16 protein-coding genes and 4 pseudogenes are annotated in these 15,436 nt (G+C 42.1%); 13 read left to right on the top strand and 7 right to left on the bottom strand.

All coding sequences use genetic code 11. The features are described 5' to 3' along the window. Both E5329_RS05580 and E5329_RS30445 read left to right on the top strand, forming a co-directional pair. A complete protein-coding gene (locus tag E5329_RS05580; RefSeq protein ID WP_135988607.1) occupies positions 1-522 on the top strand; it encodes a cysteine hydrolase family protein in 522 nt (173 codons plus the stop codon). A 223-nt stretch (positions 523-745) separates the two neighbouring features. Next, positions 746-877, top strand: a complete 132-nt coding sequence (locus tag E5329_RS30445; RefSeq protein ID WP_275443048.1) for a hypothetical protein — start codon at positions 746-748, stop codon at positions 875-877. 147 nt (positions 878-1,024) lie between these two features. Here the strand turns inward: E5329_RS30445 and E5329_RS32800 are convergent. The 3 genes and pseudogenes from E5329_RS32800 to E5329_RS32805 all read right to left on the bottom strand — a co-directional run. Next, a pseudogene (locus E5329_RS32800) lies at positions 1,025-1,950 on the bottom strand (transposase). Positions 1,951-2,149: 199 nt separating this feature from the next. Next, positions 2,150-2,326, bottom strand: a complete 177-nt coding sequence (locus tag E5329_RS29640) for a hypothetical protein (protein ID WP_168356533.1) — start codon at positions 2,324-2,326, stop codon at positions 2,150-2,152. A 52-nt stretch (positions 2,327-2,378) separates the two neighbouring features. Continuing rightward, positions 2,379-2,615, bottom strand: a pseudogene (locus tag E5329_RS32805) (IS91 family transposase); the annotation flags it as partial. 224 nt (positions 2,616-2,839) lie between these two features. Here E5329_RS32805 and E5329_RS05595 point away from each other — a divergent pair. Further along, positions 2,840-3,120, top strand: a pseudogene (locus E5329_RS05595) (YdeI/OmpD-associated family protein); the annotation flags it as partial. 63 nt (positions 3,121-3,183) lie between these two features. Here the strand turns inward: E5329_RS05595 and E5329_RS05600 are convergent. Beyond that, positions 3,184-4,101: an aldo/keto reductase gene (locus tag E5329_RS05600; protein WP_135988608.1), complete on the bottom strand. Its 918-nt coding sequence runs from the start codon at positions 4,099-4,101 to the stop codon at positions 3,184-3,186. Positions 4,102-4,241: 140 nt separating this feature from the next. Then, positions 4,242-4,757, bottom strand: a complete 516-nt coding sequence (locus E5329_RS05605; RefSeq protein WP_135988609.1) for a flavin reductase — start codon at positions 4,755-4,757, stop codon at positions 4,242-4,244. Between the two features lie 340 nt (positions 4,758-5,097). Between E5329_RS05605 and E5329_RS05610 the strand changes: the two genes are divergently transcribed. The 4 genes and pseudogenes from E5329_RS05610 to E5329_RS05625 form a co-directional block, all read left to right on the top strand. Next, positions 5,098-6,162: a branched-chain amino acid aminotransferase gene (locus E5329_RS05610; protein WP_135988610.1), complete on the top strand. Its 1,065-nt coding sequence runs from the start codon at positions 5,098-5,100 to the stop codon at positions 6,160-6,162. Continuing rightward, positions 6,141-6,779, top strand: a complete 639-nt coding sequence (locus E5329_RS05615) for an NUDIX hydrolase (RefSeq protein WP_330571980.1) — start codon at positions 6,141-6,143, stop codon at positions 6,777-6,779. The genes E5329_RS05610 and E5329_RS05615 overlap by 22 nt, the downstream gene beginning before the upstream one ends. A gap of 172 nt (positions 6,780-6,951) precedes the next feature. Continuing rightward, the gene (locus tag E5329_RS05620) at positions 6,952-7,137 is read left to right on the top strand and encodes a hypothetical protein (RefSeq protein ID WP_135988611.1); all 186 of its coding nucleotides are present in this window, start codon (positions 6,952-6,954) and stop codon (positions 7,135-7,137) included. 79 nt (positions 7,138-7,216) lie between these two features. Continuing rightward, positions 7,217-7,912: pseudogene (locus E5329_RS05625) on the top strand (carboxypeptidase-like regulatory domain-containing protein); the annotation flags it as partial. A gap of 110 nt (positions 7,913-8,022) precedes the next feature. Here the strand turns inward: E5329_RS05625 and E5329_RS05630 are convergent. After that, on the bottom strand, positions 8,023-8,259 hold the full coding sequence (locus tag E5329_RS05630) for a helix-turn-helix domain-containing protein (RefSeq protein ID WP_135988612.1): 237 nt from the start codon (positions 8,257-8,259) through the stop codon (positions 8,023-8,025). A gap of 159 nt (positions 8,260-8,418) precedes the next feature. On the opposite strand from E5329_RS05630, the gene E5329_RS05635 reads away from it, so the two are divergent. The 3 genes from E5329_RS05635 (at position 8,419) to E5329_RS30455 (ending at position 11,502) form a co-directional block, all read left to right on the top strand. Beyond that, positions 8,419-9,903 (top strand): MBOAT family O-acyltransferase, encoded by a 1,485-nt coding sequence (locus E5329_RS05635; RefSeq protein WP_135988613.1) that lies wholly within the window; start codon positions 8,419-8,421, stop codon positions 9,901-9,903. A gap of 14 nt (positions 9,904-9,917) precedes the next feature. After that, entirely contained in the window at positions 9,918-11,174 is a 1,257-nt protein-coding gene (locus tag E5329_RS05640) for an SGNH/GDSL hydrolase family protein (protein WP_135988614.1), read from the top strand. Positions 11,175-11,376: 202 nt separating this feature from the next. Then, positions 11,377-11,502 (top strand): hypothetical protein, encoded by a 126-nt coding sequence (locus tag E5329_RS30455; protein WP_275443050.1) that lies wholly within the window; start codon positions 11,377-11,379, stop codon positions 11,500-11,502. Positions 11,503-11,810: 308 nt separating this feature from the next. On the opposite strand, the gene E5329_RS05645 is transcribed toward E5329_RS30455, so the two are convergent. Next, positions 11,811-13,241: a transposase gene (locus E5329_RS05645; RefSeq protein WP_135988615.1), complete on the bottom strand. Its 1,431-nt coding sequence runs from the start codon at positions 13,239-13,241 to the stop codon at positions 11,811-11,813. 419 nt (positions 13,242-13,660) lie between these two features. On the opposite strand from E5329_RS05645, the gene E5329_RS05650 reads away from it, so the two are divergent. The 3 genes from E5329_RS05650 (at position 13,661) to E5329_RS05660 (ending at position 15,345) form a co-directional block, all read left to right on the top strand. Then, positions 13,661-14,773: a hypothetical protein gene (locus tag E5329_RS05650; protein WP_135988616.1), complete on the top strand. Its 1,113-nt coding sequence runs from the start codon at positions 13,661-13,663 to the stop codon at positions 14,771-14,773. Positions 14,774-14,888: 115 nt separating this feature from the next. Further along, positions 14,889-15,146, top strand: a complete 258-nt coding sequence (locus E5329_RS05655) for a hypothetical protein (protein ID WP_135988617.1) — start codon at positions 14,889-14,891, stop codon at positions 15,144-15,146. A 16-nt stretch (positions 15,147-15,162) separates the two neighbouring features. Further along, a complete protein-coding gene (locus E5329_RS05660; protein ID WP_135988618.1) occupies positions 15,163-15,345 on the top strand; it encodes a hypothetical protein in 183 nt (60 codons plus the stop codon). Positions 15,346-15,436: the final 91 nt, after the last annotated feature.

A 15,436-nucleotide genomic window follows, 5' to 3' on the forward strand; every position in this document is an offset into this window, starting at 1 on the left:
ATGCGTAGGATATTAGTAGTGGTAGATATGCAGAAGGATTTTATTGACGGTTCCCTGGGAACAAAGGAAGCCCAGGCCATTGTAAATCCTGTGATTGAGAAAATGAAATCTTATGATAAATCAGACATTTATGTCACCCGGGATACCCATGGGGAGGATTACCTGGACACGGCGGAAGGAAAGAAGCTTCCGGTGGTTCATTGCATCAAGGGGACAGAAGGCTGGCAGCTTCATCCAGCGATCGAGGCTCTCGCAGAGCAGTCCCATGTGATTGACAAACCTACCTTTGGTTCCCTGAAGCTGATGGAATTGCTGAAGCAGGAAAATGAAAAGGAGACTCTGGAAATAGAATTGGCAGGCCTGTGTACCGATATCTGTGTGGTAAGCAACGCGCTTTTGCTGAAAGCGGCAATGCCTCAAAATACCATCCGGGTAGATCCTTCCTGCTGTGCAGGCGTGACGCCTGCTTCTCATAAGGCGGCGCTGCTTACTATGAGTATGTGCCAGATAGAAACGGAATGATGAGTTTGCCATTCAGGGAGGAATGAGTTATGCCGCTTAGTTTTCGGGTTGCAGCGATATTTTTACTGTTTTTTGTCCAGTCCGCAGCCATGTTCTGAATTGCAGCCGCATTAGCGGGAGAGAAAAAAATGGAAGCATTATACGATATTTATATTGGTTTTTGCGCAGTGAATGGGGATTTGTACGGGTATCGGGGCTCACTGGACAGGAAGAGGGCCTGCAGGTGCTGTTAACCGAGGCAGCGCTTTCCCTTGCCATTTTATTTCTGCTTTCCCTGCTGCTTTGCAGGATTTATCATACAGCTCTGGCAAAAGCCATAGGGGCAGCCATGCTGACCTATTTCCTTGCTTTATAGGAAATTCCGACCTATTGAGACACAAAGAAAAACATATGTTTACTGAACATATGTTAAATAGATATGTGTTTAAGACGTACAAAACAGACGGTTAAAGGCGCCGCCTCCTTTGAAAGGAGTATACCATAGGAACGGGATTTGGGGAAGTCAGGCGGACGACCTTCTTTCACGAGAACGGGACATGGATTTCTCGTGCATTTCTTCCAGAGAAATACGTTTATGGTTAAAGTAAAGTTCAAAAAACAGCATGGCCGTGCCACATTCACATTTTAAAGGGTCATAACCAAAAGAAGAAAGGATGGCGGTGCGCCATTGGTTAAAACTTCTGTAAATCGAATGTTTTTCACGGGAGATGGCTCTGTGGAGTTTTTTGTCAATCTCCCGGTGCCTTGCATAAATGCCGCCATAACGGATCATTTTGTAATGCTTTTCTGGGATATGGCGGATCAGGCGTTCAATGAATTCCATAACAGGAAGCGTTTCTTCCACATAGGCGTCATCTTCGTGTCGATTATCATGGAAAGTGACAAAGTCGCCATCGTATTTATCAATCTGGAAAGTGGCAATCACGGGACGTCCGAGATAACGCCCAATATATTTCGCCACGGTTTTGTGATCGCGTTTGTTTGGTTTTGCATAGACATAAAAGCCTTCCTTGTGTTCCCGGCAACAGCGAGCTTTCACTTTTTTAAAAGAGTGTCCGATCCTGGATTCCATTTCAAATCCCTGCCAAAGGTATGGAGAACCATGATAAAACCGGGAGTGAAATTCATGTACTTATTTAGCTTGAAAAACATTTGTGAAACAACGCTGTTTACGGAATGAAAGAGACAGTCAAGCCGGGAGCGGCCCTCAAGGATCGCGCGCTGCATGGCGCACAAATTGCCATAGGTGGGGCGGAAGCGGCTGTGACAGCGGAAAGGAACGAATTATAACTTACCGCAATGAGGGCAGCCGTACATTGCGCCGCAGTTGATCATTTTTTCAACATTTTTGATGACAGAGTCACGGGGATGAAGAAGATAAACCATTTCTTCATAATGGTCTCTAAAAATATCTTGCAGTATGCTCATGAGATTATTATGCAGGGAAACAGCAAAAAAAGAAACCCCTAATTCCCCTTATGAATGAGGGGCCAGGGGAGTTGAAGTGTCGAAGACACTTTTTTACTTTATAGGAAATTGCGATTTTTGAGGAGAGAAAAAGAACAAGAGTTTACCGAACATATGTTAGATAAACTCTTGTCTGGGAACAACGACAGGACGACGCGGTTTAGAAGATATAAAAACCTTCCACTCCAGCCTCGTCATCAAATAAGTCGTCTTCATTTAAGAAATAATCCATATCAAGAAGGTCATCCTCGCTCATGCGGCGTATGTCCCCGGATGTCATGTCTTCGGGTGGATTATCCATATATTTTTTGCGTAGTTTCTCTGTGTTTGGGTTCATAAGTGCAGCCTCCTTTGAAAGGAGTATACCACAGGAATGGGAATTAAGAAAGTCACGCAGACGACCTTCTTCCACGAGAACGGGACATGGCTTTCTCGTACAATTCTTCCAGGGAAACGCGCTTGTGGTTGAAATAGAGTTCTAAAAACAGCATAGTTGTGCCACATTCACATTTGAGCGGGTCATAGCCAAAAGCAGAGAGGATGGCAGTGCGCCACTGGTTAAAGCTTTTGAAAATGTGGTGCTTTTCACGGGAAATGGCTCTGTGAAGTTTTTTACAGATTTTCTGCCATCCCCAGTGTTAAAACAGTTACCGCTAAGAATAAAAATGTTAAAGTTGTCATGTTGTTCTCTTTTTGTTTGGGTGTTTGTTTTGCTGTTGTTTTGTTGTTGAGGTAACTATATCACGGAATGTGCGGAAGGGGAGAGGAGTTTCGCAGATGGTTGGTTTGAATTCGTGAATGGGATAGGAGACACTGAATTAAGCGGCATTCTTGGGACAGAGCTGGAAGAACGGGGCTTATGACCGATTTTGGCAGAAAGAAAATAGAAGAAGTCCCAAAAAACGGACAGTGGAACGCTACAAAACCAGTGGCGGTTACAGAGGAACAGATTGCTCAGCTTTCCGTATTGCTGGAAGGCTATGAGCCTGCTCATACAAATTTTGAGGCTATGTCACTATTGGTTAAGAAAACCTATACCCGGGCATATTTTGACGCAAAGACAGACGCAGGGCGAAATATCGGATTGCCTGGATGGTGGGCAGGCTCAATAAAAATTTAAAACCTATGTAATTCAAGAATTTGATGTGATTACACGGGCTGCATCTTTTTGAAACTGTGCATACGGATAACATTTTATGGCAGTTTGTTCCCGGCAGCCCGGTATAATTCATACCATTCACTTCTTGTTAATTCAATCTCTGCGGCTTTTGCGGCATTTTTGATTCGGTCGGGATTTGTGGTTCCGATGATTACCTGCATTTTTGCCGGAAAACGCAAGAGCCATGCATAGGCCACTGCATCACTGGTGACATGGTATTTCTCTGCCAGAGCATTTAAGGCAGCATTTAAATCTTTGTATTCCTCGCTTCCGATAAATGTTCCTCCGAAGAAACCTTTTTGCAATGGGGACCAGGTTTGGATCACAGCATCTTTCATCCGGCAGTATTCCAATGTTCCTGCATCCCGCATAATTGCGGCATCAGACATCATATTTACATTAATTCCGGCGTCAATCAGTGGAGTATGGGCAATGCTCATCTGCAATTGATTAACTGCCAGGCCATCAGAGAGCTTGTTTTCAAGAAATTCCATCTGGAAGCGATTCATATTAGACACTCCAAAATTTAAAACTTTTCCGCTATCCTTCAGAATATGAAATGCTTCCGCTACTTCTTCTGGCTCCATTAGAGCATCAGGACGATGGAGCAGAAGGGAATCCAGATGAGTTGTTTGAAGTCTCTTTAATATTCCATCCACAGATTTCAGAATGTATTCTTTTGAAAAATCGTACATAGAGTCATGGATTGCGCATTTGGATTGAAGGAACATCCTGTTTCTTAAAGCGGGATCTTTGGAAAGAAGATCTCCGAAAATCTCTTCGCTTTTTCCGGAGGCATAGATATCTGCATGATCAAAAAAATTTATGCCGTGCTCAAGAGATACGCGGACATAACGATCCAATTCGTCGCTGCTCATTCCTGCAATGCGCATACAGCCGATGCCAATTACGGATATAGGTTCTCTCAGATTGCCAAATTTTAAATATTTCATAATTCAATGCTCCTTTATCATTAGAGAATTCAGTCAGGCTTCGGCTTCCAGCCATATATGAAGGCTATATGGCTGATAGCCGAAGTATAAGCTATATGGAAAGGAGCCGCTATGGGAGATTTTTCCCACGTGACGTTTCTTTACCTTGCCAGTATTTCTGCGATCTCTCCCACGTACATGGTGTGGAAATTGTTCTCTTCCTTGCCGGAATACCATTTTTCTTTTATCTCAGGATTCAGAAAATGTGCTTCCGTAATAGGTACGGCCGCTGTTTTTTTACAGAGCAGAACAAAATTTCCTTCATCTATATAAGGAATGTTCTTATAGAAATCTACACTCAAACCGGAAGTTTTAAATTTGTCCTCCTGTCTGCCGGATACAACGCCGAAATATTTCAAGTCATTCTTAAATTTCTTGTCAAAAAATGTACAGGAGAAATATTCTCCATTGTCAATGAATTCTTTGGTATATCTGTTTTCACGGACAAAGATAAAGGCGGTATTTTGTCCCCAGAGAACGCCTACTCCTCCCCAGCTTGCCGTCATGCCATTGACTTTTTCCTGGCTGCCGGAAGTGATAATCATCCAATCGTCTGCCAGTTTGGTAAAAGGATTGAATTCCAATAAATCAATTGGATAAGGTTGAAACTGATGCATAATAAGTCTCCTTTGCTGTTTACTGAAAACTTTAGGTTCATATTACATTTTTGCTGTGATATGTTATGGTTACCTATGCGCACTTCGGCGCGTATAATATCTTTCGAATATTATACCATAATTAAAATATGCAGAAAAGTTATTAAAATCACATAAATATATAATAAATAGTTATGGAAAATATAAGCCCCGAGAATAATCTTGACAGCTGCGGAAAAAAGTATAATAATTGTTATACTCAAGAGCATATTGATTCCCGCTGGCCTGTTTGCCCGGATAGTTTGTTTTTGGCACAAGAGGAAACCCTGTGGGAAAATGAAAACAGGATGGAGGAGACGTTATGGATATTAAATTTGTAAAAAGAGATGTGTTAAAAGAGAAACCGGATCAGAAAAATCTGGGATTTGGCAAATATATGACGGACTATATGTTTGTGATGGACTGGGATCAGGGAATTGGCTGGCATGACGCCAGAATTGAGCCTTACGGCCCCATAGAAATCAACCCATCCTGCGTAACGCTTCATTATGCCCAGGAAACCTTTGAAGGATTGAAGGCGTACCGTACCAAAGACGGCAGAATTCTTCTGTTCCGTCCGGAAATGAACGCAAAGCGGATGATTACTTCCAATGAGCGTCTGTGTATGCCGGGATTTCCTGAAGATATGTTTGTAGAAGCAATTGAAGAACTGGTAAAGGTGGAAAAGGACTGGATTCCTTCTGAACCGGAAACTTCTTTGTATATCCGCCCCTTTGTATTTGCAACGGAAGCTTCTTTGGGCGTGCATCAGGCGATTTCCTATAAATTTATGGTAATCTGCTGTCCGGTAGGGGCTTATTATCCGGAAGGCATCAATCCGGTAAAGATTCTGGTGGAAGATGAACTGGTGCGTGCAGTTCAGGGCGGCACCGGCTTTACCAAGTGCGGCGGCAATTATGCGGCTTCTATTCTGGGCCAGGTAAGGGCGGAAGCGAAAGGCTGCACCCAGGTGCTTTGGTTAGACGGTGTAAACCGGAAATATGTGGAAGAAGTAGGCACTATGAATATTATGTTTAAAATCAATGGGGAAATTTACACAGCTCCAATTGAGGGGACAGTGCTGCCCGGTGTTACCAGGGATTCTATCATTCATATTTTAAAAGATTGGGGCTATAAGGTAAATGAGACGCATCTTTCCGTGGATGATTTGATGAAAGCCGGACATGACGGCACATTGGAGGAATCTTTTGGTACGGGAACTGCGGCAGTGATTTCACCGGTAGGGGAATTTGTTTACAAGGATGACAGCGTAGTTGTCAATGATTTCAAAATCGGAGAACTGACCCAGCGGCTGTATGATTACCTGACAGGAATCCAGTGGGGCAATGAAGAAGATAAATATGGATGGACCAGAGAAGTATTATGAATGTGAACGATAAAGTCAGTCAATGGGCCATAGAGCTGCAGAGCCTTGCCCAGGCCGGGCTGTTCTATGGAAGGGATGTGTACGATAAGGAACGGTATCAGAGGATACGGGAAATTGCAGCCGAGATGATGGCGGAACGGACGGAGCTTCCGGCAGAGAAAATCACCCGTCTGTTTTGCAATGATATTGGTTATCAGACGCCCAAGGTTGACACCAGGGCGGCCATTTTCAAAGAAGGAAAGATTCTGTTAGTTCATGAAAGGAACGGAGACTGGTCTGTGCCGGGAGGCTGGTGCGATTTGGATCAGTCTCCCATGGAAAATACGGTTAAGGAGGTTAAGGAAGAAGCAGGACTGGATGTTGCCGTCTGCTCTGTAATTGCTGTACAGGATAGGGATAAGCACAATGAGCCTCCTTACGCCTACGGCGTGGTAAAGATTTTCTATTTGTGTCAGGTTCTGGGAGGGGCTTTTGCGCCAAACAGTGAAACTACGGAAACCGGGTATTTTGTGGAAGAAGAGCTTCCCGGGCTGGCAGAGGAGAAATGTAACCGGGAGCAGATACAGATGTGCTTTCAGGCTTACCGGTCAGCGGACTGGAAAACCCAGTTTGACTGAAATATTGTTTCCCGTGTGGGTTTTAGCCTGTGCGGGATTCTTTATATTTATTTAAGAAAAAAGCAGGGCGAAATTAAAGATTTTTTTACAGATTGATGATAGTATGTCAATGTGAAAAATAACAAATGCTTTCAGAATGATAAATATAACAAATGGGGAAAAGAGGAAGAACATGAGAAGAAAAAGAGATGAATTTGGGTACATTAATGAGAAGAAAAAGAAGGGGAATCTGCTGGTTCTTACCGTGACAATTCTGGCAGTCTGCGTAAGCGGCGCATTGTATGCGTGGAAGCTTAAGATGGATACGAAGTATATTTCAATGGAGTCTCCGGCTCCCATAACCTGGATGGCTGTATAGGAAAAGAAATTAGTGAAAACGGTACGTTTTGCAGGGTTTTACATAAATTATAAATAAGTGTAGAAATTCAGAGGTGTTTATGCAGAATCGACAATTGCGTGCAGCACAAATCAATCATGTGGATAACGGAACCATGCAGGTGCAGGTAACTTCTGCTGTGGGAATGGTACCGGTGGAGGATGCCAGAATTACTGTTTCCTATACGGGAGATCCGGAGAGTCAGCTGGAGCAGATTTCCACAAATGCAGACGGCCAGTCGGAGATCCTGACATTGGCGGCCCCGCCTTTAGAGTACAGCATGGAACCGGAACAGCCGGTTCAGCCTTATGCAGAATATACCGTAGAAGTGGAGGCGGAAGGTTATCAGCCTGTCAGTATCGAAGGGGTGGATGTGTTTTCCGGAGAATTATCCTTACAGAATGTAAGGATGGAGCCTTTGGAAGTGTCAGATGAGGATTTGAAAAATATTGTCATACCGGCCAATACACTGTTTGGGAATTTTCCGCCTAAAATAGCAGAAGCTGAGATTAAGCCCATAGATGAGAGCGGAGAAATCGTATTAAGCCGGGTGGTGATTCCGGAATATGTGGTAGTCCATGACGGGACGCCTGGGGATTCCACAGCAGGGGATTACTATGTGAAATACAAAGATTATATCAAAAATGTTGCTTCCAGTGAGATTTATGCAACCTGGCCGGACAGCACCATACGAGCCAATATCCTGGCGATTATGTCTTTTACGTTGAACCGGGTGTATACGGAGTGGTACCGGGATATACAGAAATTCTGGGTAAAATGCAATTATGGATATGGTCAGCCTATAAAAATCCCGCAGCGGACAGAATATCTGATGTTAATCAGAGCTGTACGCTGCGGGATGTTCATTTATGTAGATTTGCTTAAAGGAAGTGGATAGGGCTCTTTGCAGTCCGTTCGTTCCAGGAGATAATCTACGCTGGTATTGTAGAAGTCAGCCAGAGCACATAAACTGGCAAGGGGAATAGAACGTTCCCCATTTTCATATCTGGAATATGCGCGTTGGGAAACATTCAAAAAATGTGCGATGTATTCCTGTGTATAGTCAGCGTCTTCCCTCAGATTTCTAAGTCGTGTCAAAATCATAAGTCCCTCCATTCGGCATTGATATAAAATAAGATAATTAATAGTTTTGCGCTATTATCAAAATTATATGAAACCGAATTGGTCTATTGACTTTTAGACCGATTTGGTCTAAAATCGAAAAAGAAATATCAACTAAAGAAGAAAACAGGGGGATCAAAGATGCTGTTCAATTCCATACAGTTTATAGCTTTTTTTCCGATTGTGGTTCTGCTTTATTTTGCGGTGCCCAAAAGGGTAAGATATCTGTGGCTTTTAGCGGCAAGTTACTTTTTTTATATGTGCTGGAACGCAAAGTACGCAGTCCTGCTTTTATATTCCACGGCGGTTACTTATTTCAGCGGGCTGCTGATTGACAGATGTGATAAGAAGAATTGGTCCCAAAGGAGAAAAAAGTTCTTTGTGGCATTGAGTTTTATCCTGAATCTTTCATTGCTGTTTCTGTTTAAATATTTTAATTTTGCCGTTGAAAATATTAATTTTGTCCTGGCAAAATGTAATTTGGAGGTAATTACGCCTCAATTTGATTTTTTACTTCCAGTGGGAATTTCTTTTTATATTTTTCAGGCGCTCAGTTATACCATGGATGTATACCGAAAAGAAATTTATGTGGAAAGAAATTTCTTAAAATATGCATTGTTTGTGTCATTTTTCCCGCAGTTAGTTGCCGGTCCCATCGAACGTTCCAAAAATCTCTTAAAACAGATCAGCACAGACAATGCTTTTTCTTATGAGAATTTCCGGCGCGGGCTTTTAATTATGCTTTGGGGATATTTCCAGAAAATTGTGGTTGCGGATCGGATTGGCATATTGGTGGACACGGTTTATGGAAATGTGGGAAATTATGCGGGAGGCTATTACCTTTTGGCAAGCATCCTGTTTGCAGTTCAGATTTATTGCGATTTTTCAGGCTATTCCCTGATAGCGGCGGGAGCTGCGAAAGTGATGGGCTTTCAGCTGATGGAAAATTTCAACTGCCCCTATTTTGCAACATCAGTGGCAGAATTCTGGAGAAGGTGGCATATATCCCTGACGTCCTGGTTTCGGGATTATCTTTATATTCCTTTGGGAGGAAGCCGGAAGGGAACAGTAAGAAAATATTTGAATGTAATGATCGTTTTTTTGGTAAGCGGGTTGTGGCATGGCGCCCAGTGGACCTATATTGTCTGGGGCGGGTTAAACGGCTTTTTTCAGGTGACCGGAAATGTGCTTGCGCCTGTACGGGACAAGGCGGGAAAATTGCTGAACATAAAAGAAAACAGTTTTGGCTGCCGTGTTTTTCGTACTGTTACAACATTTGCGTTGGTGGACGTGACATGGATATTTTTCCGAGCGGCAAGCATACATGATGCGCTGCATATGCTAAAGAGCATTCTTACTGTACCGAATCCGTGGATCTTTATAGATAATTCCATCTATGAGCTGGGCCTCAGTCAGAAACAGTTTCATCTGATGATTTTTTCCTTGGCAGTGCTTTTTGCGGCAGATTGGCTGAAACAGAAGAAGGTAAACCTGTTGGAGAAGGTTTTGGAACAGGATCTCTGGTGCCGCTGGACGGTGTATCTTGCCGGTATTTTGTTTGTGCTGATTTTTGGGATATGGGGAAATGCTTATGATGCGCAGGCTTTCGTCTATTTTCAGTTTTAACAGGGAGGAATAAGATGCGTAAGATAAGAAAACTGGCATTGTCGTTGTGCTTTATTTTAATAGCGGGCTTTGTCCTGAATGGAGCTGGACGTATTGTGGAACGGAAAGACAGCAGAGAACGTTATTCGGAATTTTGGGATAATCCGCAAGAGTATGATGTTTGGTTTCTGGGAAACAGCCATGTTCATTATACCATACAGCCCATGGAGCTGTGGAAGCAGTACGGGATCCGTTCCTATAACCTGGGTTCCCCAAGCAGTCAGATGCCTCAGATTTACTGGACCATGATGTGCGGCCTGCAGTACAGCCAGCCAAAAGTAATTGTAGTGGATACATACAAAGTCCATTGTGATACGATGATTCAGGAGGAAAAGAGAAAGCAAACGCATATTCATACCGGGATGGACAGCATACCGCTTTCTGTCACGAAAATAAAGGCAATTTGTGAGCTTTTTGATACATGGGAAGACAGGTTTGAATATTTATGCAAGTTTTCCATTTATCATAGCCGCTGGGAGGCGCTGAAAGAAAAGGATTTCCATGTTCAGTTACAGGAAACGAAAGGCCATCGCTTTTTAACTAAAATTGTAGATAATTCTGATTTCCAGAGCATTGAAAAAGAGGATATGTCTGATACAGATACGATAGGATTTCTCTATTTGAAAAAGATCATTGAGGAATGTCAGAAGAGGGGAATCGAAATAGTATTGGCAGAGATTCCTCTTTGCATGGAGGAAGAAGTGCAAAGGGGTATGAACGCAGTGCCGAAGATTGCAGAGGAATATGGGGTGACGTGCCTGAATATGAGGTATGAAGAAGGGCTGGTGGATTATGGGAGCGATTTTGCGGATGAAGGCCATCTGAATTCCTTTGGAGCGAAAAAGGTGACCCGGTATCTGGGAGAGTATCTGTCTGAATATTGTGATTTGAAGGATTACAGGGAAGATTCTATGACGGCAAAGGACTGGGATGATGATTATGAAAGATATCTGCAGTTTAAGGTGAAAAAGATGCAGGACGCCAATAAGATTAAGTCCTATGTGCAGTGGCTGGATGAGGACAGATATACCTGCTATATGTACCAGAAGGAAGAGCCTGGAGGGCTGCTGGCGAAGGAAATTGCCAAACTAAAGAATATTACTTATCTTTCGCTGGAAGAAGCTACAGAGAAGATGGGGATGGAAATTAATGGGGAATATGCCTTTCTTGTAGAGAATGACAGAGGGGAGGTTGTGGATCGGGCAGTTTTTAAAGAGGGAAAACGGCAATAGTTTGTACTAGAGGGGCTGTTTCGATGAGGATATATTTAACAATATGTGATAAAGATTTTCAAGGCATCAGCTTCTTTTGGGATACAGTCAACTTTTTTGAAGAGACCAGTGGGCTTTAAAGAATTGAGATTTTTACCGCCCGATTTATTTTGGAGCAGGCCAGGATTTTTCCATATGAGGAAAGCCCTTTCATGCGGGAGATATGACAAATCCAATCTATTCCAGAATTGATTGCAGTAAAGACGTTAGAAAAGATACAGGCGAAAAAAATCAGAAGTTAATCATAACGGTATTGGATGAATTTATGGAAGAGACGCCAGTCGATTGAAATAAAATATAAACAATCGGCTTCGTCGCAAATTTTGAGCGATTTGTTAAGTGTTTTTTGAAGAAAGGTGGGTGATTTTTTTGAGACAAGGTCTGAAAGCCTTATAAAATAAGGGTTTCAGATTCCGAGAAATTATAGTAAAATAGGTAATTGTTAAATGATTTTTCCTTTGATGTGGATAACTTTCTACTATATAAGGAGAGAAAAATCGGTCATTGTTCAGAATTGTTTCTGAATTGACATAGAACATCAGATTTTGGGCGCACTTCCATAAGCCCACAAAAGAACTATGACAATTGTATATTTTTTCAGGCAATTAAAGGCTTCAGGCTCCGGATGCACTGGGGACAGTTTATGCGGTACGCAACAATGACCGTCAGCTGGCAGGCAATCCCGGCAAGAAAAACATCTGCTTTGGTCGTTGTGTGGTTTCGGGACTTCCTCCCGGCAGCACACATATTGATCTTGAGATGGTCGATGGCGCGTTCCACAATGGTTCTTATTTTATAGAGGGAAGCCCATTCGTCAGAATCCCGTTGGATACCCGGGAACATGCGGAAATCCATGTTTTCGTAAGTGTAAGCAGTGCGTCCTTTTTTAGCCGCGCTGCAGGGTTCCTTACAATCGCAGACCCAGCGCCCTTTTACCATGTGTGCTTTAGGACAGACCCATTTGTTGCGGTCAGAGCGTCCTTTCTCATGGCAGTGTCCGGCGTATTTCATGTCCAGGGAGCTGTCTTTGGGGCAGGTGGGGTAGCCGTAGGCGTTATAGCCGACTTTTTCAAGGGCGCTTTCATTCCTTGGGTTATAAGGGATTAGAACTTTGGAAAAATGAAACTCATCCCGAAGGAAGCCATAAGTCTCGATCGAGTCAAAAGCGGAATCGTCCAGGAAGATGTCCGGGTGGAACTGCGGATGGAGAGAGAAGAAATCGGAGAGGACCGGCTTTAAGGAAGAGGAATCACCAATGGATTTGTCCTCATCAGGGGAATCGGATTTCTTTTCCACGGACATTTCAGGATGTGCAGCCTTAAAATCATCATCCAGGAAGGCGATATGGCGGACAATGCCGAGACCATTGGTGAGGATAGCGAATTTATCAGCGTAGCAGAAATGGCCGTTGATATACTGTTGTTTGGCGTCAGGGCAGGAAGCGGCCTGTGAGGGCATGAGGCCGTAGGCCATCTTATAGGGGTCAACGTCAGGGTTATCTTTATAGTAAGCCTTAAGCCTGCGGATAAGGGAATTGAGGGTCTTGGGATTGTTTTTGGTAACGTAAAGCTCAATGCCGGAGGCATCGAAGGTAAGCATGGAGGCGAGGGAAGAGTCAATGGCTTGACAGATGGGTTCGGTGAACTCCACCATACGCTGGAAGATGAGTTCAATGTGGTCGGCAAAACCGAGTTTGAAGCGGGTAAAGAGCGGAGCGTCAGGAACCTTATGAAAGCCGCAAAAATCCCGGAGTTCTCTACAGAGGCTTAAAAGAAGGAGGAGTAGGGAATCCGTAGGGATGGAGAAGATCTTCTGGAGGATAAGGGCGGAAAGGAAGCCGGTAAGCGGATAATCCCTTTTCCTGCCAAGACGCTGGTAAAAGGCGTTATAGAAGACAGACGGAACAAACTCAGAGATATCGAAATGTTCATCAAGGAGTTGGAAAAAGGAAGGGGTATCGTTCAGGAACATATCCTGGCAGTCTGAAAAGATATCTTTTAAAACAATCTGATGGTATTTAACAGTCATAAATTTTCTCCTCCGTTTATGAAAAGATGGTTGTCTGGTAACTCTATTTTAACATAAGCGGAGAGAAAATTTATATAGAAACAATAAGAAAACCCAATAAAATCAATGGGTTTGGCAATTTAACAATTGCCTAACTTAGGTTTAGCAAAGGAGATAAAATTCGGGTTCTTGAAAACGATGCGGACTCAATTCTTATTGAGAAGATTGGGGATAGGAGCAATCCTTATTATGTATCAAGGGATTTCTTGAAATATATGTCTGATTTTAACTAAAAATGTTTCAATATAAAAAAGCGGAGTTTGGCTATGAGGTATGAAACATGGAAACTTAAGTGCAGAAACAGGAAACATGGTAATCTACTTGGTAAAATAGACATGGAATGCTCATTAAAATAATGTAGAAACGAATGGAGGATATTTATGGAGGGGAAGATTACATTGTCGGATGTTTGCGATGAGTTGTATAGACATCAGCAGAAAAAGACAGGAAAACTATTATCAAAGCAAACAAAGCAGCAGAGAACCAATTTTTTATCAAAGAATATAAAGTATTTGAATGAAATATTTAAGGCCATGCAGATTACTGAATATGTGAAATATATCAAACCGAATTTCCGAATTGATGAAAATGGGTATGAGTTTTCGAATAAAAGTTTGGTGTTCTTAGTGGATTTATTAGACAAATACACAGATGATAATGTTTTGGAATTGCGAAGAGGTCATTTGGATAAAGTTTCAGATAGATGTGTCGTATGGATTGTAGAAGGTTTGTATAGGATGTTTGTGTATAATGATGTTCCAGAAGATATTTTAAATCAGATAGGAATTGTTATGTCAAATTTTACTAATTACCCTGTTAGACTTCGGTATGGTAAGATGTTTCAAATGACGTATGATTTGGAGCAATTGGCCAGTAGACCTTTTGATCCTAAATGGTTAACAAATTTGGGCGCAGATGATAACTGTCTTTGGCTTGATGCTATGCAAGAAGATTTGCGGTTATTTATCGCAAAATGGGAGTATATTTATGACAGTATGGGAGAATGTCGGCAATGTGAAGTAAACGATTGGGCAGAAGAAGGCTATACAAAAATGACGGCTAATCAAACAAAACGGGCAGAAATTGAATTTGCTTTAGCAGAAGAACTTAACAAAGCACTGGAAGAAGACGAAAAACTAAAAAAGCTATATGATGAAATGAATAAAGAGATAGTATACAAGAAAACAGGTTATTATGCAGATAAGCAGGATTCATATGAGTACATGAAAAAAAGAATTAGGGTGCGGATAGAAGAGGTTGAACAAGCAGTATTTAAAAAATACTGTGATGGAATTGAAGTGCCGCCTGATGATATAGTAGATGATGCAGTCTTTGATAATATGAAGACTTCACAAAATGTATTGGAAGAGGCAATAGATGATTATCAACAATGGATTGCGCCAAGACCTAAGGTTGACCTACCAGATATCAATATTGAAGAGATTATTGCACAATTTCAAATGGAACAGGCATTAAAAAAGAAAGAACGGTAGTTCGGTGGTAATTAGTCTAGGTTCTTTGACACCCAGGTGACAGGGAGATATTTATTATGGTATTCTTTTCTTGCAACAGCGGTAGGGCCCCCGACTTGCAGAAAGGATGATTTTCATGTCAAAGACAGAAAAGAACAAAGAAATTGTGAAGATGGTAGATGAGCGCATCAAAGAGCTAGGGTATAAGGGGAAACTTGAGTTTGATCCTATTCCTAATACTTTTAAGCGTAGAAATCATTTTACAACAAAAGCTGACGGAACAGGAGTTTTTACAGCCTTCCTTTGGCAGATGAACACTTTGTCTGATGAAGAGTTGGCAAAGGACATAGATGACAGAATTGGTGAGGCTGCTAGGCATTTTGGTTTAAAGTAGAGAGGAGGAGCGAAGTATGAGTAGCAGAGGTATCATGCTTCATAATGTCTGTGATGCAATATGTCAAGATGCAACTCTGGTTGATAATAAAATTGCAGAGCAAATCAAAGTAGTTCGTCAATTGTTACCAAAAGAGAAGGGCGTGTTATTGAATCGATTACTCAATGGCATTAACGATGTAGATCGTGAAGCTAAATAGTGCCTGCTGATTAAACTTAAAATGCTTGATTTTACTCAATGTCATTAACTTAAGGAATCTTTTACATTTGAATTGTAAAAGGTTCCTTTTT

The organism is Petralouisia muris, assembly GCF_004793545.1.
Classification (GTDB): Bacteria; Bacillota; Clostridia; order Lachnospirales; family Lachnospiraceae; genus Petralouisia; species Petralouisia muris.